This is a genomic window from Streptosporangium sp. G12 (assembly GCF_052983175.1).
Genome location: NZ_JBRIQO010000003.1, coordinates 293,395 through 316,119 on the forward strand (window position 1 = coordinate 293,395; position 22,725 = coordinate 316,119).

The following is a 22,725-nucleotide window of genomic DNA, read 5'->3' on the forward strand; positions in this document are numbered from 1 at the left end:
CCGCCCGGCCGGAGACGTCAGTGCTTGACGACCCGGGGGCGGTACGGCTCGGCGAGGAAGGCGAGCTCCTTCTCGGTGAGGGAGAGGCCCACCGCGGCGACCGCGTCGTCCACGTGCACGTCCTTGGTCGCGCCCACGATCGGGGCCGACAGGCCCGGCTGGTGGAGCAGCCACGCCAGCGCCACCCGCGCGGGAGCGACCTCGCGCTCCCTGGCCACCTGGGCGACCCGGCCGAGGATCAGGCGGTCGTTGTCTGCGTCGTCGTAGAGGGACTCGATGCGGGGGTCGCTGCCCGCCCGGGTGGTCTTCTCCTCGGATCCGGCGCGGGCCAGCAGGCCCCGGGCCAGCGGGCTCCACGGGATCAGCCCGACGCCCTGGTCGAGGCAGAGCGGGTTCATCTCCCGCTCTTCTTCTCGGTAAAGAAGATTGTAATGATTCTGCATCGACACGAACTTTGTCCAGCCGTGCTTCTCCGCGGTGTGCTGGGCCTTGGCGAACTGCCAGGCGTACATGCTGGAGGCGCCGATGTAGCGGGCCTTGCCCGCGCGGACCACGTCGTGCAGGGCCTCCATGGTCTCCTCGATCGGCGTGTCGGGGTCCCAGCGGTGGATCTGGTAGAGGTCCACGTGGTCGGTGCCCAGGCGGCGCAGCGAGGCGTCGATCGCGGAGTGGATGTGCTTGCGCGACAGGCCGCCGTCGTTGACGCCCTTGCCCATCGGCATGAACACCTTGGTGGCCAGCACGTAGTCGTCCCTGCTGGGGAAGATCCTGGCGAGCAGGCGGCCGGTGACCTCCTCGCTGGTGCCGAAGGAGTAGACGTCGGCGGTGTCGAAGAACGTCACCCCCGCGTCGGCGGCCCGGCGCACGATCGGCTCGGCGGCGGCCTCGTCCAGCACCCACTCGCCCCATTTGGCGGGATCGCCGTAGCTCATCATGCCAAGGCAGACCCTCGACACCTTCATCCCGGTGGACCCCAGGCGCACGTACTCCATGTCAAACCTCCGGATCTTCAATGCCCTGGACTCCACCCTACGGCCGCTGTCTTCAACCGGTTCGTCCCGGTCTCCGCCGGTCCCGGCGGGGATCGGTACGGCTGTAGGTGAAAGTCCGCCGACCTGAACGGCCGGGATCGTTCTCGCCTCCCTACAGCCGTTCCGGCGGGATCTCCTCGTACTCTTTCCGGAGTGTCTCGAAAACAGGATGGTCGTCGGCCAGGTTCATTCCGTCGACGGCGCTGATCGCTCGCACGCCTATCGTCGTGTTCGTGGCGAACGCGGCCCGCATGACGGGGACGTCGCGGATGTTCACCGGTGCGGTCGTCGTGTCATCGTGAACCTGGTCCAGCAGTCTCATCGTTATCCCCGGCAGCATTTCCGCGTCCGGCCAGACGACTCGCTCCCCGTCGAAGAATCCGATGTTCCACGTCGCCCCTTCGGATACGAAGGAGGCGTCGTCGACGAAAAGCGCGTCGTCGTATCCCCGCATCTGAACCTGCCGCCGGTGCCACAGCGATCCCAGTAGTCCGACGTGCTTCACCCCCGGCAGGTCACGCCGATGGCCGACCGTTCTCACCCGAATCGGGGAGGGAGGCAGCGGCATGGCCGGCCGGGTGGTGACCAGCACGCTCGGTTCCGCGGAGGACACGGGGTGCCCAAGATCGAGAGCTGGGTCGAAAACGGTCACCCGGACCACGAACGCCCCTCGTTCCCCCCTGACGGCGTGCCGGACGAATTCGCGAACCCGTTCCCTGTCCAGGCTCACGTCGAACAGGAGCCGGCAGTCGTTCGCGAGACGATCCAGATGGTGGGAAAGTCCCTTTGTTCGCTGATCCTGAACACGCATGGACGTGAAGTGGCCGTAGTTGAGGAGGGCCAGCGACTGCAAGGCTTCCGAGGTCACCGGTGTCCCGTTGAGTTCCGCCATGTTTTGATTCTTACACCGGCGGCAATCGCGGGACATCGGCGAGTCCGGTGCCAGGAAATGTCAGTTCATGATCGTAGGCTTGCCGCTCATGACCGATTCTCGCAGCGTGTCGTTCGATCTGCGTGTCTCCTGCCGGCAGGCGTACCTCGCCGACGACACCGATGGCGCCATGGGCCCGGAGGACCTCCTCGATGACCGCCCCACGCGTCCTGTCGGGATCATACGGGTGGCTGGTCCTCCCCTCGTGTCGTGGAGGTCTGACCCGAGAGGGTCGGGACGGCGGCTCCGCTCGCCAACGGAAAGAGCGAACAGAGCCGCTCCCGAACGGCTTTCTACGTGTGCTCTTTCCCTTGGAGGCCCTTACCGCGAACGGCCGTGACCCCTGTCCGAGCTTTCGTATCCCCTTGAGTGCTCCCAGGAACCCCGGCCTTCTGACCTAGGAGTCTTTACGCGCGGCCATTCTCTGCTCGTCCTCTTGCAAGTCCAGCGACCGTACCTCTTGCAGCAGATTCGGCCTCTGTACCTCTTGCATTTGGTGGCGCTGTCGATGGCGGTGACTTCGGGTGATATCACGACCGCCGCTGTTTTCCCGGAACTCGAAGCGGCCGACGCCGGGGAGGTTTCCGACACCCCGAGAACCAGGCCGGCGACAAGCGCGGGGCCAAGCAGGGCCACGCGTCGCTTACCGTGCATAGGCACTCCTCTCAGGTCGGGAGTCGCCGCTGCTGATCACTTGGCAACTCAAGCCGACACAACGACGGTATCGTATGAATTGTCATGAATAAATATCATTTACACCTATTGTCTATTCCATGGGTAATCGATATGAAGCAAGCTGAGTTTTCCTGGTTTGCCTTTGTTGATTTTTGGGAAACCGAACGATTCCCGCTTGGCGCCGAGATGCCCTTTTGTTAAACGCGTGTGCATCATGCTCTCGTCGGCCGCCGCCAATCAAGATCAGACATGTGATGCCTGTGGACCTTTCGAGATCCTTTCGGGGAAGACCGTCGGCGAGTCGGGCATGGCGGATTCTCGTGATCGACACGCTTGTGGGTGTCACGTACTGCATGGGTGTACATCATCGCGTCCTCCTGGACCTGGGTGACTGCGCCTTTGGACCCCCTGCCGCGGAGAGGGCCGGTGATCCGCAGGTTGCATCCGGTACCCCGGTACAGGCTTACCGTCGGGGTGTGGGGCCGCTCGCGTCGGAGCCGGGCGCCTCGCCCCGGGAGGGTTCATGGAGTGGATACCGGCTGAATGCGTGCTTCCCACCGGGGAGCGGCCCCTGCGGGTGGCGGAGTTCGACGCGTTGTTCGCCTCGGCGCTGGACGGGCTGGAGCGGGTGAGCCCGACTCGCCTGCGGCTCACTCTGCGCGGTGGCCCCCGGGCGCACGACCGTACGGACCGGGTGGACCGGCTGGAGGAGAGCGTCCGGGACCTCGCGGCGCGGGAGACGGCGTGCTGTTCCTTCTTCACCTTCACGTTCACCCGCGACCGGGACTACCTGGTGCTGGACGTGGAGGTTCCCGCGGTTCACAGCGGGGTGCTCGACGGCCTGTCGGCCCGGGCGCTCGCGGCGGCGTCGGGGGTGTCCTCGTGAACGGGGGGTGGCTCCGCACCGGGGAGGTGGCGGAGGCGGCGGGGGTCGGCGCGCAGACGCTGCGTTACTACCACCGGCGCGGGTTGCTGGAGGAGCCCCCGCGCAGCAACGGCGGCCACCGGCTCTATCCGCCGGAGACGGTGACCGCGCTTCGGGTGATCAAGGTGGCGCAGCGCCTGGGGTTCACTCTGGACGAGGTGTCGGAACTCGTCGAGGTGGCCGGGCGCCGTCACGGCGCGGCGCACACCGGCCTGCGGGCGCGGGCGGGGGACAAGCTGGCCGAGGTGGAACGGAAGATCGCCGATCTCCTGTCGATCCGCGAGTCGCTGGTCCGGGCGATGGAGGCCGGGTGTGACGACCTGGTGGCCTGCGCGACCAGCCCGTGCTGTCCCCTGCCCTTCTCCGGCCCGGCGGCGGGGGGCGGGGACGTCGGATCCGGCTGAGCCGGGCCGCGGAGAACGTCGGTTTCCGGGTCATCCGCCTCGACGAGCCGTACTTCCCGCCCTTCGGTCCCGGCGACGTGTGACCGTCCGGGCCCTGTCTCGCCCCGCCCGTACGAAGATCGTGATGGCCGGGCGGCGAGCGTGCATTTTTACCGATGGAATCGGGCTTTAGACCCCAAAAGACCCCATTCGGTATGACTAGTGGTGGGTACAGGCCCGACAATCCCAGGTATGAGTTCATCGCGACACGACCATCCCCTGCCTCCGGCGCGCGTCCAGGAGGTCTCCGACGGGATCTACACCTACCTGCAGCCCGACGGAAGCTGGTGGATCAACAACACGGGCTTCCTCGTCGGCAGCCGCGGAGTGATCAGTGTGGACTCCTGCTCCACCGAACGCCGCACGCTCGCCTACCGCGAGGCCATCAGGTCGGTCACCGACCGGCCGGTCACGACGCTGGTCAACACCCACCACCACGGTGACCACACCTTCGGCAACTCCGCCTTCCCCGAGGCGACGATCGTCGGGCACGAGCGGACCAGGGAGATGATCCTCGCCGAGGGGATCCCCGACTACCTGAAGCTGGCCTGGACCGAGGTCGACTGGGGCAACCTGGAGGCCCGTCCGCCGTTCCTCACCTACACCGACGGGGTGACCGTCCACTCCGACGAGCTGCGCTGCGAGGTACGGCACATCGGCGTCCCGGCCCACACGACCAACGACTCGATCGTGTGGATCCCCGAGCGGTCGCTGCTGTTCTCCGGTGACCTGGTGTTCAACGGCGGCACGCCGTTCGTGATGATGGGTTCGGTGACCGGGTCCATCGCGGCGCTCGACGAGCTCAGGGCGCTGGGCGCGGAGACGATCGTCCCGGGACACGGCGGGGTGTGCGGCCCGGAGATCATCGACCACGTGCAGGGCTATCTGCGGTTCGTGCTCGCCACCGCCGAACGCGGCAGGCAGGCCGGGCTGTCCCCGCTGGAGACCGCGCGCGAGACCGACCTCGGGGAGTACGCGGGACTGCTCGACCCCGAGCGCATCGTCGGCAACCTGCACCGGGCCTACGCCGAGCTGGACGGGCTGGCCCCGGGTGAGCCGATCGACCTGTTCACCGCGATGCTGGAGATGATCGAATACAACGGTGGCAAGCCCCTGACCTGCCTGGCCTGATCCTGTTCGTCCCGGTCGGCGCCGGGACCCGGCCCCACGGGTCCCGGGGCCCCGGGCTCACCGGCTCTCGTGCGCCGACGTCAGGACAGGTGGCGCGACCACCACTCCAGGACGGCTTCGAAGCGCTGCAGGCGGTGCCTCGGACGGCCGCCGCGCGTGAGCTCGTGTCCCCCGGCGGGGAAGAGCAGGAGCTCGGCGGGGACGCCGTTGCGGCGCAGCGCGACGAACATCCGCTGCGCCTGCTCGACCGGGCAGCGGAGGTCGTCCTCGGAGTGGACCACCGCGAACGGCAGGGTGATCCGGCCGGCCTGGTAGAGCGGGCTCATCGCCCGCTGGGCCTCCGGGTCGGGGCCGCAGTAGGCCTCGGCGAAGTACCAGCCGATGTCGGAGGAGCCGGTGAAGGAGTCCCAGGCGTTGACCGCGCGCTCGCTCCAGGCGGCCCTGAACCGCTCCCCGTGGCGGGCGGCCAGCCAGCTCGTCATGAAGCCGCCGTAGGAGCCGCCCATCACGCCCACCCGCTCGGCGTCGCACGCGGGATCGGCCAGCGCCGCGTCCAGCAGGGCGAGCACGTCGTCGGCGTCCACGCCGCCCAGCGCGCCGACCACCGACCGGCCGTGCGCCTGGCCGTACCCGCAGGAGCCGCGCGGGTTGGGCAGGACCACCGCGTACCCGGCGCCCGCGTATATCTGGGTCTCGTCCAGGAACGCCCACCCGTGATGGTGGAACGGGCCGCCGTGCACGTTCAGCAGGACCGGGTGCGGCCCGTCGCCCTCGGGCAGGGCCAGCCAGCCGTGAACCGGGTAGCCGTCGGCGGAGACGGCGGTGATCTCGCGCAGCGGCCTGATCCCGGGAAGAGGGCCCGAGAAGTCGGTCAGCGCCCCGTCGGGGGTGACCACCTCGCCGGGGCTCGCGGGCGTGGACAGCACCGCGACGATCCGCTCTCCGCAGGTGGTGAACGCCTTGACGCGCGCCCGCTCACCCAGGACGAGGACGAGCTTCTCCAGCGGCGTGCCGACGGCGCCGGCGGGGACCAGGCGCAGCTCGACCGCGCCGCGCACCCGCACCGCGACCAGGACGCCGTCCTGCCGGGGTACGGGGGGCAGCGGCTCGCAGTCCACCGACTCCTCCTCGGTCAGCCGGGTCCCGGCCGCCGCCTCGCCGCCCTCGCCGGAACCGCCGATCCGCAGCGGCGCGCGGTAGAGGCCCGCGTTGCGGGCGACCGCGTCGATGCCGGAGAACTCCGTACCGAGATAGAGCACCTCCCCTCCCGGCAGGGCGACGGGATGCTCGGCGGAGCCGTCGCTGCGCACCGCGAGGATCGGGGCACCCCCGCCGGAGGGGACCGCGTACACGTCCGTGTGCAGGCTCTCGCCGTCGAGGTCGCGGGGGGCCGAGACCAGCACGTGCTCGCCGTCCCGCGTCCAGGCGGGGGACTCCACGTCGTAGGGCCCCTCGGTCAGCCGTACCGGCCGCGGGACGTCGGCGAGGGCGTTGACCACGAACAGGCTCTGCGGCCGGTCGAAGGTGAAGCCGACCCCCTCGGTCCGGTGACGCAGTCCGGTGATCCGGCGGGGCGCCTCGGCCGCGGCGCTCACCCCCTCCTCGGTGCCGTACCGGCCGGGCTCGGCGACCCGGGCGACGAACGCGATCCGGCGCGAGTCCGGCGCCCAGGCCGGGACGCCCGCGCCCAGCGGCAGATCGGTGACCGGTCTCGCCTCGCCGCCGCCGGTGGGCATCACGTGCAGCTGCGGGGCGCCGTCGCCGTCGCCGCCGGCGCGCAGGAAGGCCACCCAGGCGCCGTCGGGGGAGATGCGCGGCGCGCTGTCGCGCTCACCGAAGGTGAACCGGACGGGCGGACCGTCCGGCGGCACCCGCCACAGGCTTCCCCGGTAGGCGTCGGCCTCCGGGTCGGGCCGGGCCACGTCGACGAGGAGGAGGTCGCCGTGGAGCGTGACACTGCCGGGGACGTTGAGCAGGGCGAGGTCTTCTGGGCGCATGGTCAACCACGTTATCACCCATTTAATCATTGATAAGGACATTTAAAGCGCTATGTCGTCTCTGGTAGGAATGGCATACGTATTGCTTTATGTCCTTTTCGAGAAGGGAATTATTTGTCCGGACCCTTCGAATATCTGAAGGTGCTGATACGGAACAACGGTTGAGTCATTGATGGGGGCGTGTCACTTTTGATAAGAACCCTCCGTTTCGGGAAGGTCCTGGTGAAGGGATGGCCGTGGTGTCCGTCAAACGAACGTTCTCGCGGGTCGTGTACGGCTCCCGCTACGACCAGGTCCCCTGGGGGCAGAGGGTTTATGTCCGCCCCGGGGAAAGGCTCGCCCGCGAGATCCAGTGGCGCCTGAGAATTCGCCGGGCCCCCGTCATGAGGTTCCAGGACTACCGGGAACGGATATCCCTGGGGGAGATCGAGGAGTTCGTCACCTGCCACCTGTGCGGGGAGACACGCCAGCAGCCGATGTTCCAGCCGGCCGGCGACGGGCGGGGGTGGAGTTACCGGGTGGTGCGCTGCCCGGCGTGCGGCTTCCTCTACCGCAACCCCAACATCCGGCCCGACCGGCTGGGCGACCTGTACGCCACCGGCTACAGCGGCTTCCTGACCGGGAAGTACGCGGCCAACCGGCAACGGCGCTACCGGCTGACCATGGACGCCTTCGGCCCCGTCTTCTCCTCGGGGCAGGGGCGCAGGCTGCTCGACTTCGGCTGCGGCACCGGCCTCTTCCTGCAGCTCGCCGAGCAGCGCGGCTTCGACGCGGTCGGGATCGACCTCTCACCCGACTCCGTGGCCGCAGCCAACGAGCGCCTCACCGGCGCGAGGGCCCACCTCGGGGCCCCCGAGGACGTCCCGGAGGTCGCCGCGGGGGGCTTCGACGTCATCACCCTCTGGTCGGTCCTGGCCCACCTGCCTCGCCCGCTCGACGACTTCAGGCGCTTCCGCGCCCTGCTCGCCCCCGGCGGGGTGCTGCTCGTCCTCACCGTGAACGCCGCCTCCCTGCAGCTCAAGGCGTACGGCAGCGGCTGGAACGGCTTCACGAAGAACCACCTGATGTTCTACTCGGCCGAGACCGTACCGGCCCTGCTGCGCCGCACAGGATTCGCCGGGGTGGCCTTCGCCCCGTTCTACGGCGACACCATCGAGGCGAGCACCACCAAGCTGCCGGAGCCGCTGAGCCGGCGCCTGCGCCGCAACGTCGAGATCAGCGACGGGGGGAACATGCTCAGGGCCCTGGCCTTCGCCGACGACGAGGCCGTCGGCAGGTGGGGCGCCGGCCTCCAGGTCCGCCGCCTGACCTGACCCCCCGCAGAACCGAGGGCCCGGCGGACCCGTCAGCGCCGGGACGGCAGGATCATCGTGACCCCGGGGACGGAGCCGATCGAGGCGAGCGCGGCTCCCGCCTCGTCCAGGCCGATGGAGCGGGTGACCAGGGCGTCCGGGCTCAGGGTGCCGTCGGCGACGGCCTCCAGCATCGCCGGGTAGGCGTGGGCGGCCATGCCGTGGCTGCCGAGGAGCTCGAGCTCGTAGCCGATCACCCGGCCCATCGGGAGCGGGGTGAGCCCGGGCAGCAGGCCGATCTGGACGTGGCGTCCCCGGCGGCGCAGGCTCTCGATCGACGCCACGCACGTCCCGGGACCGCCGAGGGCGTCGATGGAGACGTGGGCGCCGCCCGAGGTCAGCTCCCTGACACGCGCGGCGACGTCGGCCTCGGGCGGTTCGGCGCCGACGCAGGCGACGGCGCCGAACCGCCTGGCCAGCTCCAGGGCGCCCGCCGAGACGTCCACGGCGATCACCCGGGCCCCGGCCGCGGCGGCGATCATGACGGCGGACAGTCCCACGCCGCCGCAGCCGTGCACGGCCACCCACTCGTCCGGCCGCACCCGGCCCACGGCGGTCACGGCGCGGTACGAGGTGGCGAAGCGGCAGCCCAGGCCGGCGGCGGTGGCGAAGGCCATCTCCTCGGGGAGGCGTACCAGGTTCACGTCCGCGTGGTGGACGGCCACGTACTCGGCGAAGGAACCCCAGTGGGTGAACCCCGGCTGGGTCTGGCGCTCGCAGACCTGCTGATCGCCGGACAGGCAGGCCGCGCAGGACCCGCAGGCGCAGACGAACGGGACGGTCACGCGGTCGCCGGGCCGCCACGAGGCGACGCCGGAACCCACCGCCTCGACGACCCCGGCGAGCTCGTGCCCCGGCACGTGGGGGAGGACCCGGATGTCGGGGTCGTGGCCCTGCCAGCCGTGCCAGTCGCTCCGGCACAGCCCGGTGGCCTCCACGCGGATCACCGCTCCGCCGGGAGGAGGCTCGGGGGCGGGCACCTCCCGGACCTCCGCCTCGGCCCCGAAGGCGTCGAAGACCACCGCTCGCATCCGCGCACACTCCCTCGCTCCGGCCCCCGGCGCCTTCCGCCGGCAGGCCCGTCTGGCCGGTGAGCCTATTCTGCCGACGCGCCGGTCCGGACGGGCGGCCCCGGGCCGCCTCGGAGGCCGTACGACCTCCGGCAACCCCGTGCGCGCCGCCGGTGGCGGCAGGTTCTGATTAGAACGGGCACCCTGGGAGAGAGGGAGGGCACAAGGGTCAACGGATCGGACGGTGTGATGGGGCAGAAAGTCGACAAGGACCGCTACTCCGAGGCGGAGTTCCTCCGTTTCAGGGCGAAACTGGCGGAGCAGCTCGACACCCTCCGCGAGGTGCTCGCGAGGCCTGGCTTCGGCGCCGGTCCCGCGACCATCGGAGCCGAGCTGGAGATGTTCCTCATAACCCCCGAGGGGCGGCCGCTTCCCCGTAACCACGAGGTGCAGGCCGCCGCGGACGACGGCCGGCTCACGCTGGAGCTGGGCAGGTTCAACCTGGAGGCCAACCTGACCCCGCTGCCGATCGCCGGGCGGCCGTTCAGCGCCCTGGTGCGCGAGATGCGGGAGATCATGGCCGTGGTGGACGCGGCGGCCGCCACCCAGGGCGGGCAGGCCGTGGCGATCGGGATCCTGCCGTCGCTGAGCGAGTTCGACTTCACCCACGAGGCGCTGAGCGGCGAGGGCCGCTACCGGGCGCTGGCCAGGGGCATGCGGCGGCTGCGCACGGAGCCGTTCCGGGTGCGCGTCGAGGGCGTCGAGCTGCTGGAACTGGAGGTCGAGGGGGTGATCCTGGAGAGCGCCAACACCTCCTGGCAGGTCCATCTCCGCACGACCCCCACCGACTTCGCCCGCGTCTACAACGCCGCCCAGCTGGCCATCGGCCCGGTCCTCGCGGTCAGCGGGAACTCTCCCGGTTTCCTGGGCAGGCGGCTGTGGGAGGAGACGAGGATCGCGCTGTTCGAGGAGGCCGCCGACGACCGGGACGTGGAGCGGCTCGACCGCAGGGACCGCCGGGTGGGGTTCGGTTCCGGCTGGGTGCGGAGCATCGAGGAGATGTTCGAGACGTGCGTCCGCGACTACGAGCCGGTGCTGCCGATGACCTCGGCGGTGGAGGAGGCGCCGGGCGGCGTCCCCGCGCTGGCCGAGCTCCGGCTGCACCAGGGCACCGTGTGGCAGTGGAACCGGCCGGTCTACGACCCCGGTGACGGAGGCCACCTGCGGGTGGAGATGCGCGCCCTGCCCGCGGGGCCGAGCGCGCCGGACATGGCGGCCAACAGCGCGTTCCTGCTCGGGCTGACCGCCGCCCTGGCCGTCCGGCCGGTGGAGGAGTTCCCCTTCGCCGGGGCCTACCGCAACTTCTACCGCGCCGCGATCCACGGTCTGAACGCGCCGATGAGCTGGCCGGGCCTGAGCGAGGAGATACCGGCCGAGCGGCTCGCCCTGGATCTGCTCCCGGTCGCCGAGGCCGGGCTCGACAGGATGGGCGTGGACCCGGACGAGACCCGGTGGGCGCTGGACATCGTGCGCGAACGCGTCGTCCGCCGCCGTACCGGCGCCATCTGGCAGCGGGAGGCGCTGGCCCGCGAGGGCGGCGACCAGGCCGCGGCGGCGCGCGTGGTGAGCCGGTACCGGGAGCTGTCGCTGGCCGGGGAGCCCGTCCACACCTGGCCTTTCTAACTACAAAAGGGATTTAAGTACCGGCATACTCATGAACTCCGTATCTTGATCCGCCGATCCTGGCGGGACCGGACAGGGAGAGACCCCTCATGAGTCAGATGAAGGCCGTGTCGGCGGAGCCGTTCGGGCTGAAACGGGACGGTGGCGGCCTCGCGGCCGGGATCAAGATCCTGGAGAAGGAGCTCAAGCGGGTACCCCTCGACACCGTCCTGGCCAGGGCCAACCGCGTCATGGTCAGGAAGGGACCGGCCGGCGCCGGGGCGTTCGCCACGATGAGGCCGAAACCGGTCGACTGGTACAGCTTCGACGCCGGGGACAACGCCACCAGGGAGTGGTACCCGCAGGGCCTGACCTGCGCCTCCGACGCCGGGATCGGCGGGAGCGCGTTCGTGGTGAGCTGGTACCACACGCCGGAGTCGGGGGCCGAGCGGGGCGTGCGCCTGAGCTTCCTGAACACCGCGACGCTCCGCTACCGGCACGTCCTGCTCGTCCGGGCCGGCGCCGACGGGAACATCGCGCCGATCAACATCCACGCCGGCGGCGTCGCCTGGTACGGCGACCTGCTGTACGTCGCCGACACCACCCGGGGCCTGCGGGTCTTCGACACCCGGCAGATCTTCGAAATCGACGGGGACGGCACGGAGACCATCGGCAGGAAGGGCGACGTGTACGAGGCGTTCGGCTACCGGTACGTGATGCCGCAGACCGACGCCTGGACCACCACCAGCGGCACCGTCCGCTTCTCCTTCGCCGCCGTCGACCGCAGCACCGCCCCCGACACCCTGATCTCCGGCGAGTACGTCGACACCGCGGGCACGGTCGGACGGGTGGCCCGCTGGCCGCTGACCGAGGCGGGAATCCTGAATGCCCCCGCCGGCGGCGTCGTGAAGGCCGTGGACGCCCACGCGCTGCCGGCGGGCAAGATCCAGGGCGCGCTCTCCCACGAGGGCACCTGGTATCTCAGCCAGACCGCGGGCTCCACCGGGAACGGCACCCTGATCGTGGTCGGCGACACGGTGCGCAGGCGGCCCTACCCGGTGGGCCCGGAGGACCTGACCTGCGTCCGCGACAGGAGGACGCTGTGGAGCGTGAGCGAGTTCGCGGGCCGTCGCACGGTGTACGGCGTGCCGCTCTGAGGGGCCGCACGGCCGAACCGGGCAGGCCGGTACCGGGCACCCCGTCGGCGGCTCCCAGCGGAAGGAGCCGGCGACCGGGCGGAGGTCACCCCCGGCGCGGACCCCGGGGCCGGCCACCACGAAGGGCCTTCAGTGCAGGGAGCCGCCGACCAGGCGGAGGTCGCCGCCCAGGGAGACCGAGACGGCGGTGGTCGCGATCGCGGTGAGCGCCTGGGCGACCACCGCGACGGGCATGGAGGGCCTGGCGTCGTCCAGGACCTGTTCGGGGCTGAACGGCACGTGCACGAACCCCCCGCGGATCGCCGGCCTCTCGGTGGCGATCATGTGCATGAGGCCGTAGAAGAGGTGGTTGCACAGGAACGTCCCGGCGCTCTGCGAGACGCTCGCCGGGACCCCGACGGCCCGCGCGGCCGCCACGCACGCCTTCACCGGCAGGGTGGAGAAGTAGGCGGCGGGGCCGCCGCGCACCACCGGCTCGTCGATCGGCCGGTGTCCCGCGCAGTCGGGGATGCGGGCGTCGTCGAGGTTGACGGCCACCCGCTCCACCGTCACGTCCGGCCGCCCTCCGGCCTGCCCGACGCACACGACCACCGCCGGATCGTGCTCCGCCACCGCCGCGCGCAGGTGCTCCAGCGCCCCGCCGAACGCACAGGGAAGCAGCGCGGTACGCACCCCGGGCACGAGCCTGATCGCCTCCCACGACGGGTTGCCGGCGCCGTCGAGCGGCTCGAACCCGGTGAGCAGGACGCCCTTCATCGGTGCTCCGAAGGCGCGGGGGCCGAGATCACCGGGGAGCCGGCGGGCCCGGAGTGCGAGGGCCGCGAGGGCCGCGAGGACAGGGCGCAGGCGGGGGTGCCGCCCGGCAGGCGGTGACGGTTGGCGGCGACGAGCCGGTAGATCCCCCGGGCCACCCACCGGAACGGCGGGATCCGCAGCACGAGCCCCAGAGGGCTCCACGGGAGACCCGCGGAGATCAGCAGCCTGGCCACCGCCTGCGCCCCGCCGTACACCCGGCCGTTCTCGACCCAGAGCACCTCGCGCTCGGCCCGCTCGCGGGTCACGCCCAGCGCCCGGAGGTCCGCGAACTGCCAGGGGACGACCCGGGCGCGCACCCCGACGCGGCGCTCGGCGAACCGGACGCTCGTCGTGCAGAAACCGCAGTCGCCGTCGAAGACCAGTACAGGTTGTCCCGTCATGCGACTGACATTACCCAGCGGAGCTCGATCAAGGCCCGGCGACCAGGGTGATCGCGACCGGACGGTGGTCGGAGTACGGGACATCCGGGTTGGCCTGGTCCTTTCCGGTGAAACCCGGGGTGACGAGCACGTGGTCGATCTGCTCGGCCGGACCGCTCAGGGACGGGATGGTGTTGAACGGCCTCACCGGGGCGAAGGGGTCGGTCAGGCCCGCACCGGTCAGCGCCCGCCAGGCGGGGTCACCGGGCTGGAGGTTGAGATCACCGGCCACGACCACCGGGGTGCCGCCTTTCGCGGCGTTCCTGACGATCCCCCCGAGCTGCTCGACCTGGTCGAGCTCGCGCCACCCCGGCGGAGGCTGCAGGTGGGTGCCGATCACGGTGATGTCCCGGCCCTGCCACCGCAGCCCGACCTCCAGCGCCTGGGCGCCGGTCGGGCCGCCCTGGACCAGCACGTGGTTCCTCACCGTGGTGATCGGCAGCGTGGTGAGCAGGGCGTCGCCCCAGACCTCGTCGGTCGCCGGGGCCCAGATGTAGTGCATGTCCAGCCGCTCGGCGATCAGCCGTACCCCGTCGTGGCCGCCGTTGAGCAGCCAGCCCCTGTCGGCCTCGCTCAGCACCACCACGTGCGGCCGCAGCTCCCTGATCGCGTCGGCCTGCCGCTCCAGGGAGAGCCTGCCGGACTCGCCGTAGCCCATCCTGATGTTGTACGCCGCGATCCGAAGCCCGTCGCCCGGCGCCTCCCAGCGGGGCGGGGTGCCCTGCCACAGGGGAACGGCCGCCACCAGCGCGACCGCGGCCACGGCGGACGCCGCGAACCGCCGGTCGTAGGAACGGCGCGGCAGGCCCGCGCTGCCCGCCACGCCCAGGAGCGCGACGACGAGCGCCGCGCAGACCGGCACCCACCCGTTGGGCAGGTAGAGGTCGTAGGCGGCGTAGTAGCCGAAGACGAACACGACGAACAGCAGCATCCCCCCGGCCGCCGCCAGCCCTCGCCGGGCCGGCCGGTCCCGGCCGAAGGTCGCCGCGGCGTGCGCCAGGCAGGCTCCCAGCGCGACCTGGCCGACGATCTGCGCGACGATCGTCCAGCCGGGCGCCACACCGTGGACACCGTCCACGGTGGCCCTGCCCAGCGTGAACGCCACCGCCGAGGCCACCAGGGCGACCGCGGGCAGGAGCGGGCGGCGCAGCACCGGCAGCGCGGCGGGCGCCGCCGACACCACCGCGAACGCCGCCACGATCACGGTGGCGGCCTGCTGGGCGGAGTCGGTCGCCGCCTGGGCGTGCGCGGTGTTGCCGGTGTAGAGACCCCAGAGCAGCAGGGCGGGTCCGACCGCCAGCCAGGCGCGGGGAGCCCCGGAGTACTCCTCGTCGGGGGGTTCGGCCCGGACCGTGAACGCGCAGAAGAGCAGGAGCTCCACCAGCAGCAGCATCCACGGGACCGCTCCAGGCCGCCACATCAGGTCGATGCCGTCCAGCGCCGCGTGGATCACCGTGGAGGCGGCCAGGCCGACGATCAACCCGCCCATCACCGGCCGGGCGTCGATGCCGCTCATCGCGATCGCCACCAGCCAGACCAGCCCGGCCAGCAGGCCCAGGCTGGCCACGTACAGCTGCGGGTCCCCGCCGCCGGTCAGCTGGAGCGCGAGCCTGGACAGGAGCAGCAGGCCCGCGGCACCGAGGGCGATCAGCGGCGGCCGGACGGACCTGGCCAGCGGGACGGCGAGGAAGGCCAGCACGAACCAGGAGACGGCGTACAGGCCCATCATCTCCGCGGGGGTGCTTCCCGCCCGGCCGAAGAGTGTGATCAGCGACGGCAGGAAGACCCGGAGCACGTCGACGAGCACGACCACGCCGAGGGCCACATCCAGGCGGATCCGCATGCTACCTCCAAAGAACGCGAGCTATCCTCGCCTTCTTCGCGATCCATGACAAGGGCGAGGCCCGCCCGGACCGGCGCCGGGCCACGAAAGGCCCCACCGCGGTGTCTCAGCGGCCCGGGGGTTCCGCCACGTCTCCGGGAGAAGACGGATCTCCGGGGGACGGAGGCGCGCCGGAAGGATCGGCGGGCCCGCGGGGGGAGGGGGCGGGAGATCCGTCCCCCCGGCCCTGAGGCCGGTCGGAGGGGGTGGGGAACCCGCTCGCGAAGGGCGCGGGACCGCCGGGGGGAGTGGCGGCAGGGCCGTCGAGGTGGCGGAACGCCTCGTGCGCCGAGCGGACGCTGTCGCGCAGCGCCTGCTCGAGGTGACCGGCGTCCTCGGCCAGCCTCCCTATCTCCGGTACGGCGAAGGCGTCCGCCCCGGACTCCGCCAGCAGTTCCTCGTAGCGGGGAAGCCGCGCGCGAAGCGCCTCGATCTGTTCGTGGGCACGCAGTGCCCGCTCGGCGTCGGCCACGTGACCCGCGTAGCGTTCCAGGGCCTCCACCCTGGCGAGGACGGCGGCCTCGCTGGCGGCCAGCGCCCGCTCCAGCGGCGCCATGGCCGCGGCCACCTCGGGCGTGCTGCCGCCGTACACGAACTCGTGGTGCTCGTTGCGCAGCGCGGAGAGCTTGGTCAGCAGCCGGGCGATCTCCCACTCCTGGGTGGGGAGCATCACCGAGTTGCGCACGCTGTCGAGCATGCCCATCGCGTTGACCCGCGAGCGCAGGATGTAGTCGATCGCCTGCTGGGTCCGGTCGAGCAGCTGCCCGGCGTTGTGGTCGAAGTCCTCGGCGGGAAGCAGGTAGCGGCCCTCGTACCAGCGGGCCTCGCGGTAGAGCTCGTGCTCGATCGTCTCCGGCTCCGCCGGCTCGCGGGCGGCCAGCAGGCCGACGAAGACCACGAAGACGAGCAGCGCGAGCATGAAGAACAGCAGCTGCCCGACATCGGCGAGGAACATCAGGCACACCAGGAAGAGCGCGGCCACCCCTCCGCCGACGTTCAGGAACCGTCCGGGCAGGCGCGAGTTGGGCGGCGGAGGCTCGGGGCTCCAACCGGCGCGGATGCGTGACAACATCGACGCGTGCCGGCGGAACAGGTCGGCGGTCTTGGGAGGGACTTCAGGATCGACCACCACTCGCCGCACAGGCTCGGCCCTCCGTTCGATCACATTCACGTCAGCCGTCGAGATGGCGGAACGCCTCGTGCGCCGAGCGTACGCTCTCGCGGAGCGCTCGCCGAAGCATGTCGGCGTCGTCGCTGAGATGCCCGATCTCCGGTCCGGAGAATCTGGCGGCGCCCGTCTCGGCGACGAGCTGCTCGTACTCGGGCAGGTGCGCTCGCAGGACCTCGATCTGTCCCTGGGCGCGCAGTGCCCGCTCGGCGTCGGCCACGTGACCCGCGTAGCGTTCCAGGGCCTCCACCCTGGCGAGGACGGCGGCCTCGCTGGCGGCCAGCGCCCGCTCCAGCGGCGCCATGGCCGCGACCACCTCGGGGCTCCTGCCTCCCCTGGCGAGGCTGTGGTGCTTGGCCCGCAGCGCGGAGAGCTTGGTCAGCAGCCGGGCGATCTCCCACTCCTCGGCGGGGAGCATCACCGAGTTGCGCACGCTGTCGAGCATGCCCATCGCGTTGACCCGTGAGTGCACGACGAAGTCGATCGCCCGCTGGACCCGGCCGAGCAGGTGCCTGGCGTTGTGGTCGAAGTCCTCCAGGATCAGGAAGCGCCCCTGCCAGTGCCGCGCGTGCGCGTACAGGACCCGTTCGACGGAGTCGGCGGGCGAGGGCTTCCTCACGAGGTAGACCACCCCGAGGATGAAGAGGTACAGGCCGATCAGCGGGGTGAGCAGCAGGACGGCCGCCGAGAGCGGGGCGCCGAGGGCGAAGAGGCCGCCCGCCGCGAGAGCCACCGTCCCGCTGAAGACCCCTATGAGCACTCCGGGGATCCTGGGGTCGTCCTGGTCCCTGGGCGGGCGTCCGGTGCGGAGGCGGTAGAGCAGCGGACCGTTCCGGCGGAAGAGCTCGGCGACATCCCTGGGCACCTCAGGATCGACCACCACGCGCTGCACAGGCTCGCCCCCTTTGCCGTGTTTCACGAGCATAGCGATTAACCATGTTTCGGGTCATGCGTCCTTACATGGTGCCTCTCCATCATCGAGTATCGCGTGCCAAAAAGATGATCCCGATGATTGCCCGGAGATCGTCCCAGGTGGGAGGGGGTGGGCTCCGGAGGCCGGCCGCTACGAACGGGTGACGGAGTCGGTCAAGGGGTCCGTCCGCCGCCGGTGGCGCGCCGTGGCGAGTGGCTGGTGGTCGGGGGTGGCCCGCCGGGCGCTGGCCAGCGCGGCCAGGGCGGTGGTGATCGGGACGGCCGCGATGAGCCCCAGCGTCCCCACGACGCTGCGGACGATCTCGGTGGCGATGACCGGATTGGTCACCACCTCGCCGATGGGCTGGTCGCCGACGCTGACCAGCAGGAGCAGCGGCAGGGACGCGCCCGCGTAGGCGAGGATGATCGTGTTGATCACCGAGGCGATGTGGGCGCGGCCGACCCGGGCGGCGGCCCGGTACAGCTGGGCGAAGGTGTAGCCGGGATTGGCGTGCGCGAGTTCGGTGACGGTGACGGCCTGGGTGACGGTGACGTCGTCCAGCACGCCGAGCGAGCCGATGATGATGCTGGCCAGCAGCAGGCCCTCGGTGTTGATCCGGTAGCTGACGTCCAGGTAGAACGAGCTCTCGTCGGTGATCCCGTTGAGCTGGGCGATGCCGATGGCCGCGTACGAGAGCACGCCGGTCAGGCTGAGGCTGATCAGGGTGCCGATCACGGCCATCGAGGTGGGGACGGTGAAGCCGTGGGTGAGGTAGAGCACCGCGAGCATGATCGCCGCGGCGCCGACGATGGCGACCAGCAGCGGCTGCTGCCCGGTCAGGATCGCCGGGATGACGAACAGGAGAAGCAGCACGAACGTGATGGCCAGCCCGACCAGCGCCATCACCCCGCGCCAGCGGCCGAAGGCGATCACCGCCGCCGCGAACGCGACACCGGCCAGCCACAGCGGGGAGGACCGGTCGTGGTCGGAGATCTGGTAGGGCGGCACCTCCAGCTCGCCGCCGGGGGTGTGGACCAGGATCACGTCGTCACCCGCGGCGAACTTCTGCGAGCCGGGCCCGCTGGGCAGGCCACTGGTGATGAAATGGCCGGTCTGTGGCCCGCTGGTCAGCTCGACCTTGGCGTCGCCACAGGTGGCGGGGTCGGCCGGTGGCTGCCGGCCGGGGGGTTGCCCGTCCGCGGGCGGCTCCTGCGGGCACGGGGTGAGGGTGACGGCGGTGATCGTCCCGGTCACCCGCTGCAGGCCGGCCGGCGGCCCGCCGGCGGAGGTGAGTTCAGGGGGCCACAGCCAGATCAGGGCGGTCAGCGTGGCCAGCGCCAGGGGAACGATGACGGCCAGTGTCGCCCACACCGTGCCACGGGAACTGGGGGCGGCCGGGCCGTGTGAGTGGTTGGCACCCATGGTCGAAAGAGCTCTCCTCGGACGGTGAAGGAGAAAGTACCGCACCGCGAAGGTGATCGTGCGGCCGTACGCCGGTGTGACGGGGATCCCCGTCGCACCGGCGACACCCCGATGGCGTGTCGAGGGGCATCCGTCCGGGCCGGCGGCCGACCACTGCCGTTCGCCTCGCACTCCGGCATCGTGGGTGGGGCGCGGGTGAGGCTGGGCGCCGCACGCCGGCCACCCCGCCACCGCTGGGGAGGGGGCCGGCGTGCGGGCCGGGTGAGGGTCTCTTCCTGGGACGGGTCAGCGGTAGCCGGCGGTGATCACGTTGGCCTGGACGGCGTTCTCGGTGGCGTCGGTGGGGTAGCCGGCGACCATGGCACCTTCGTAGAAGGTGCCCGCGCTGAGGTTGGCGCCGCCGTCGGGCTTGCAGCAGTCGCCGCCGCTGCCCAAGATGATCGCCCCCTGCTTCTTCATCGGGCTGTAGCCGTTGGGGAGCTGGCCGTCGTACAGGGTGTACAGGCTTCCGGACTGGGCGTTGCTGCCCTTGATCGCGAACCGGGTCGTGCCGTTGTTCTTCAGCGTGGCGGTGACGAACTTGTGGGGGAAGGCCCGCTGGTTGGGGTTCCACGCTTGGCTGCCGCCGGGGAACAGACCCCATTCCAGGTCGGCCTGGACCCAGGGGCCGGTCCCGGAGCAGCCGCCGAACCAGCACTGGGTACTGAAGTTGATGGCGTCCATGGCACCGGCGGCGTCGGCCTTCCTGGTGGTCTCGCTGTTGCCGTAGTCGAAGCAGCAGCCGCTGTTGACGTGGGTGCCGCTGGTCACCATGTACATGCCCTCGGGCGCGCTGCCCGTGGGGACGCCGGTCAGGTGGCCGTCCCGCCAGTAGCTGTTGCCGGGGTTGATGTAGAGGGAGTAGGCCTTGTTGCCGCCGACGGTGAGCGACTCGGTGGTCGCGGTCGCGGGCCTGCTCTGGGGGGAGCCGGGGACCACGCTGGATCCCTGGTACCACAGGTCGTTGCCCCGCCCGGACTGGTCGTACAGGACCGTGATGACGCATGTGGTGCCGGTGCAGAACGAGTCCTGCGCCGCGGCGTTGGCGACGCCGCCCGCGGTCAGGACGCCGATGTTCCGGGTCGTGCTGTCGGAGGAGCGCCTGACCTGGTAAAGGTTGCCGGCGTAGGCGCCGTAGAGCGCCCGTGTCGTGCTGTGCGCGGCCACGCACGGCGTGCCGCCCGAGGCGTAGATGTCACACGGGCGCGCGCCGGGCGGAGGCGGCGTCGGGGTCACGGTCGGCGTCGGGCTGGGCTGGGCTCCGGTGCTCCATTTCTGGTTGGTGCCGCCGTGACAGGTCCAGATGTGCACCTTGGTGCCGTTGGCGGTGCCGTAGCCGGAGACGTCCAGGCACTTGCCGCTGCCGACCGCGGTGATGCTGTTGTCGGCGTTCAGGCGCCACTTCTGGTTGTTCTGGCCGTTGCAGTCCCAGATGATCACCGCGGCGCCGTCGGCGGTCCCGCCTCCGTTCACGTCCAGGCACTTGTTGCCGTACACCCGCAGCTCACCCGATGCGGTCGAGGTCCACTGCTGGTTGGGCCGCCCGTTGCAGTCCCAGATGTTCACCGCGGCGCCGTTGGCCTGCGAGGCGCCGGAGACGTCCAGGCACCGGCCCGACGCCGTGCCTATCAGCGGCGTGGTCGCCGCCGAGGCCGGCGCCCACCAGGTCAGGCCGGTGGCCAGGAGGGCCGTCAGCACCGCTACGACAGACGCGATGACGGCCGTTCGAGAGCGCCGTCCACGCGCCATGCGGCCCGGTAAGGGAATGGGGGGAACCTGCATTGTCGTGCTCCTTGGGAGTAGGGCCTGGCGGAGACAGACGCGCTCGGAAGACCACAGGGCTCGTCGGGAAGCCGGTCGCCACTACGAATGCGAATCGATTCGATAGGGTTCTGAATCCACCGGGAGAGGAGGAGGCGGTGGTGTACAGCGAAGCACATACGACGGTCGGACCGCTTGTCAAGACTCAGTTCCGCCCGGCTGCCTGCCGGATTCTCTTCCGGTGGGCTCTCGCCGGTGATGCCCGCGTTTCGCCGGGAGCCGGGGCCCGAAGAAACGTTCGCCCGTCCCGCTCACCTGCTCACGACCCGTCCGAACGCGTTGGGAGCGAACCGGTTCGGGTTCCGTTGTGGCCGATGACCGGCCGGGGTCGGGGCAGGAGAAGAGGCGCTGCCGGATCTCGCCGCGGTGGTTGCCGAGGTCGCCTTCACGGCGGATCGGGCGGGCCCGATCAGTACGACACATGTGAATGTTTCATTCGGGAATGGTCGGTGCAGGCCGCCTACGGCGGACATCATCGCAGATGAAAGCGGGAAACAGCTAACCACGGCCCGAATCTCGATGTGCTCGTTGTGAAATAAGCAGGCTTAAGGCCTTGACGAGCACAGGTAGTCGGAACGTAATTGGTAGCGAGGTTCCGGGAGGGAGTGCTCCTTCCGGTGCCTCCACGGCTGGATCACATGAGCGGGATGTGGAGGCGCTTCGCGTTCGTGGCCGGATCCGCGCAGCCGGCCGCCGTCGTACACCTCCCCGTTCGACGACGGTCTCCACCTCGGGAAGGCGTCACCCCCTGAGGAGGGCGTGACCTGATCCACCCCCCACCCCCGAAGGAACCACCGTGCGACCACCTTCGCCCGCCGCGTCACCGGCCGTGACGCCGAACCGATCGGTCCTCCACGCGGCCCGCGACGGCACGTCGCGCGCCGTGCCCGCGGCTCAGACGCGGCCGGTTCGGGGGCGCGCCGGTCCGGTCGTCTCCCGCAGCGAGATCGGCGGCGCGACGAGCAGGTGGCGATGCGGGAGGCCGGGATCGGCGATGCGCTGGATGAGCAGGTCGACGGCGTGCGCGCCGAGCTCGTCGGCCAGGATGTCGGCGGCGGTGAGCGGCGGGTGCAGGTTCTCCGCCCAGTGCCGGGCCGCGACCCCGGTGATCGAGAAGTCGCCGGGTACGGTCAGGCGCGCGCTGGTCAGCGCGCGGTACATCCCGGGGATGGCGGCCTCGTTGACGGTGGCGATGGCGGTCAGCTCGGGGTGCGCGGCCAGCAGCTTCTCGACGCAGGTCTGTCCCGCCTGGGCGTCGTCGGCGCAGCAGACCTGCACGCCCTCCAGGCCGCGCTCGGCGACGGCGTCGGTGAAGCCGAGCTGTGCCCGGTGGCCGGGGCCGTAGCCGGCGGCGACGAGCTCGGCCGAGCGGTTGACCAGGGCGATGTGACGATGACCCAGGTCGGCGAGATGGCGGACACATCGGGCTATCAGGGTCTCGTAGTCGATGTCCACCCAGGTCATCTCGTCGGGCCGGCTGGTGTGGCCGATGCCGACGAACGGCAGTCCGGTCTGCCGCAGGCGGGTGACCCGGTCGTCCTCCAGCCGGATCTCCATGAGGATGACCCCGTCGACGCGGGCACCGGTGACGACGCGCTCGAACGAGCGGTCGTGCTCGCCGCCGGACGGTGAGAGCAGGATGTCGAGGTCGGCGCGCGCGGCGGCGTCGACCACGCTGGCCACGAAGCCCAGCTGGACGTCGGTGAGGCGCCGGCTGGCCGGGGGGATGACCAGGCCGATGGTGCGCGTCCTGCCCTCCTTGAGTGCCCTGGCCGCGGCGTTGGGGCGGTAGCCGAGCTCGTCGATGACCGCCTGGATGCGCTGCCGGGTCCCTTCCGCCACCGGCCGCTTGCCGCTCAGCGCGTACGACACCGTGCTGCGTGACACGCCGGACCGCTTGGCGATCTCTCCGATGTTCACCGGCACTCCTC

At 71.0% G+C, this 22,725-nt stretch carries 18 protein-coding genes; 6 read left to right on the forward strand and 12 right to left on the reverse strand.

Going from position 1 to position 22,725, the window contains the following annotated elements:
- Positions 1-17: 17 nt before the first annotated feature.
- Both ACVCAG_RS06410 and ACVCAG_RS06415 read right to left on the reverse strand, forming a co-directional pair.
- Positions 18-992, reverse strand: coding sequence for an aldo/keto reductase (locus tag ACVCAG_RS06410; RefSeq protein WP_447189575.1), 975 nt, complete (start codon positions 990-992; stop codon positions 18-20).
- Positions 993-1,143: 151 nt separating this feature from the next.
- A complete protein-coding gene (locus tag ACVCAG_RS06415) occupies positions 1,144-1,923 on the reverse strand; it encodes an aminotransferase class IV family protein (RefSeq protein ID WP_440082446.1) in 780 nt (259 codons plus the stop codon).
- 1,237 nt (positions 1,924-3,160) lie between these two features.
- Between ACVCAG_RS06415 and ACVCAG_RS06420 the strand changes: the two genes are divergently transcribed.
- The 3 genes from ACVCAG_RS06420 (at position 3,161) to ACVCAG_RS06430 (ending at position 5,136) form a co-directional block, all read left to right on the forward strand.
- Positions 3,161-3,523, forward strand: coding sequence for a hypothetical protein (locus ACVCAG_RS06420; protein ID WP_447189576.1), 363 nt, complete (start codon positions 3,161-3,163; stop codon positions 3,521-3,523).
- Positions 3,520-3,966 (forward strand): MerR family transcriptional regulator, encoded by a 447-nt coding sequence (locus ACVCAG_RS06425; protein ID WP_440082448.1) that lies wholly within the window; start codon positions 3,520-3,522, stop codon positions 3,964-3,966. Before ACVCAG_RS06420 ends, ACVCAG_RS06425 begins: the two co-directional genes overlap by 4 nt.
- 231 nt (positions 3,967-4,197) lie before the next feature.
- The gene (locus ACVCAG_RS06430) at positions 4,198-5,136 is read left to right on the forward strand and encodes an MBL fold metallo-hydrolase (RefSeq protein WP_440082449.1); all 939 of its coding nucleotides are present in this window, start codon (positions 4,198-4,200) and stop codon (positions 5,134-5,136) included.
- Positions 5,137-5,216: 80 nt separating this feature from the next.
- On the opposite strand, the gene ACVCAG_RS06435 is transcribed toward ACVCAG_RS06430, so the two are convergent.
- Entirely contained in the window at positions 5,217-7,133 is a 1,917-nt protein-coding gene (locus tag ACVCAG_RS06435; RefSeq protein WP_447189577.1) for a S9 family peptidase, read from the reverse strand.
- Between the two features lie 239 nt (positions 7,134-7,372).
- Between ACVCAG_RS06435 and ACVCAG_RS06440 the strand changes: the two genes are divergently transcribed.
- Entirely contained in the window at positions 7,373-8,446 is a 1,074-nt protein-coding gene (locus ACVCAG_RS06440; RefSeq protein ID WP_440082451.1) for a methyltransferase domain-containing protein, read from the forward strand.
- Between the two features lie 32 nt (positions 8,447-8,478).
- Here the strand turns inward: ACVCAG_RS06440 and ACVCAG_RS06445 are convergent, their stop codons facing one another.
- A complete protein-coding gene (locus ACVCAG_RS06445; protein ID WP_447189578.1) occupies positions 8,479-9,516 on the reverse strand; it encodes an alcohol dehydrogenase catalytic domain-containing protein in 1,038 nt (345 codons plus the stop codon).
- Between the two features lie 228 nt (positions 9,517-9,744).
- Between ACVCAG_RS06445 and ACVCAG_RS06450 the strand changes: the two genes are divergently transcribed.
- Both ACVCAG_RS06450 and ACVCAG_RS06455 read left to right on the forward strand, forming a co-directional pair.
- Positions 9,745-11,178, forward strand: a complete 1,434-nt coding sequence (locus tag ACVCAG_RS06450) for a glutamate--cysteine ligase (RefSeq protein ID WP_440082453.1) — start codon at positions 9,745-9,747, stop codon at positions 11,176-11,178.
- Between the two features lie 89 nt (positions 11,179-11,267).
- Complete coding sequence (locus ACVCAG_RS06455; protein ID WP_440082454.1) at positions 11,268-12,314, forward strand: hypothetical protein; 1,047 nt, start codon at positions 11,268-11,270, stop codon at positions 12,312-12,314.
- A 129-nt stretch (positions 12,315-12,443) separates the two neighbouring features.
- On the opposite strand, the gene pcp is transcribed toward ACVCAG_RS06455, so the two are convergent.
- The 8 genes from pcp to ACVCAG_RS06495 form a co-directional block, all read right to left on the reverse strand.
- Positions 12,444-13,070, reverse strand: a complete 627-nt coding sequence (gene pcp / locus ACVCAG_RS06460) for a pyroglutamyl-peptidase I (RefSeq protein WP_440082455.1) — start codon at positions 13,068-13,070, stop codon at positions 12,444-12,446.
- The gene (locus ACVCAG_RS06465; protein ID WP_447189579.1) at positions 13,067-13,510 is read right to left on the reverse strand and encodes a thiol-disulfide oxidoreductase DCC family protein; all 444 of its coding nucleotides are present in this window, start codon (positions 13,508-13,510) and stop codon (positions 13,067-13,069) included. Before ACVCAG_RS06465 ends, pcp begins: the two co-directional genes overlap by 4 nt.
- Positions 13,511-13,538: 28 nt before the next feature.
- Entirely contained in the window at positions 13,539-15,392 is a 1,854-nt protein-coding gene (locus ACVCAG_RS06470) for an endonuclease/exonuclease/phosphatase family protein (protein WP_440082457.1), read from the reverse strand.
- Positions 15,393-15,498: 106 nt separating this feature from the next.
- Positions 15,499-16,560 (reverse strand): hypothetical protein, encoded by a 1,062-nt coding sequence (locus tag ACVCAG_RS06475; RefSeq protein WP_447189580.1) that lies wholly within the window; start codon positions 16,558-16,560, stop codon positions 15,499-15,501.
- Between the two features lie 43 nt (positions 16,561-16,603).
- Positions 16,604-17,524: a hypothetical protein gene (locus ACVCAG_RS06480; protein WP_447189581.1), complete on the reverse strand. Its 921-nt coding sequence runs from the start codon at positions 17,522-17,524 to the stop codon at positions 16,604-16,606.
- 138 nt (positions 17,525-17,662) lie between these two features.
- A complete protein-coding gene (locus ACVCAG_RS06485) occupies positions 17,663-18,934 on the reverse strand; it encodes a YibE/F family protein (protein ID WP_447189582.1) in 1,272 nt (423 codons plus the stop codon).
- 285 nt (positions 18,935-19,219) lie between these two features.
- Entirely contained in the window at positions 19,220-20,671 is a 1,452-nt protein-coding gene (locus ACVCAG_RS06490; RefSeq protein WP_440082461.1) for a lectin, read from the reverse strand.
- A 1,017-nt stretch (positions 20,672-21,688) separates the two neighbouring features.
- Positions 21,689-22,714 (reverse strand): substrate-binding domain-containing protein, encoded by a 1,026-nt coding sequence (locus ACVCAG_RS06495; protein ID WP_440082462.1) that lies wholly within the window; start codon positions 22,712-22,714, stop codon positions 21,689-21,691.
- Positions 22,715-22,725: the final 11 nt, after the last annotated feature.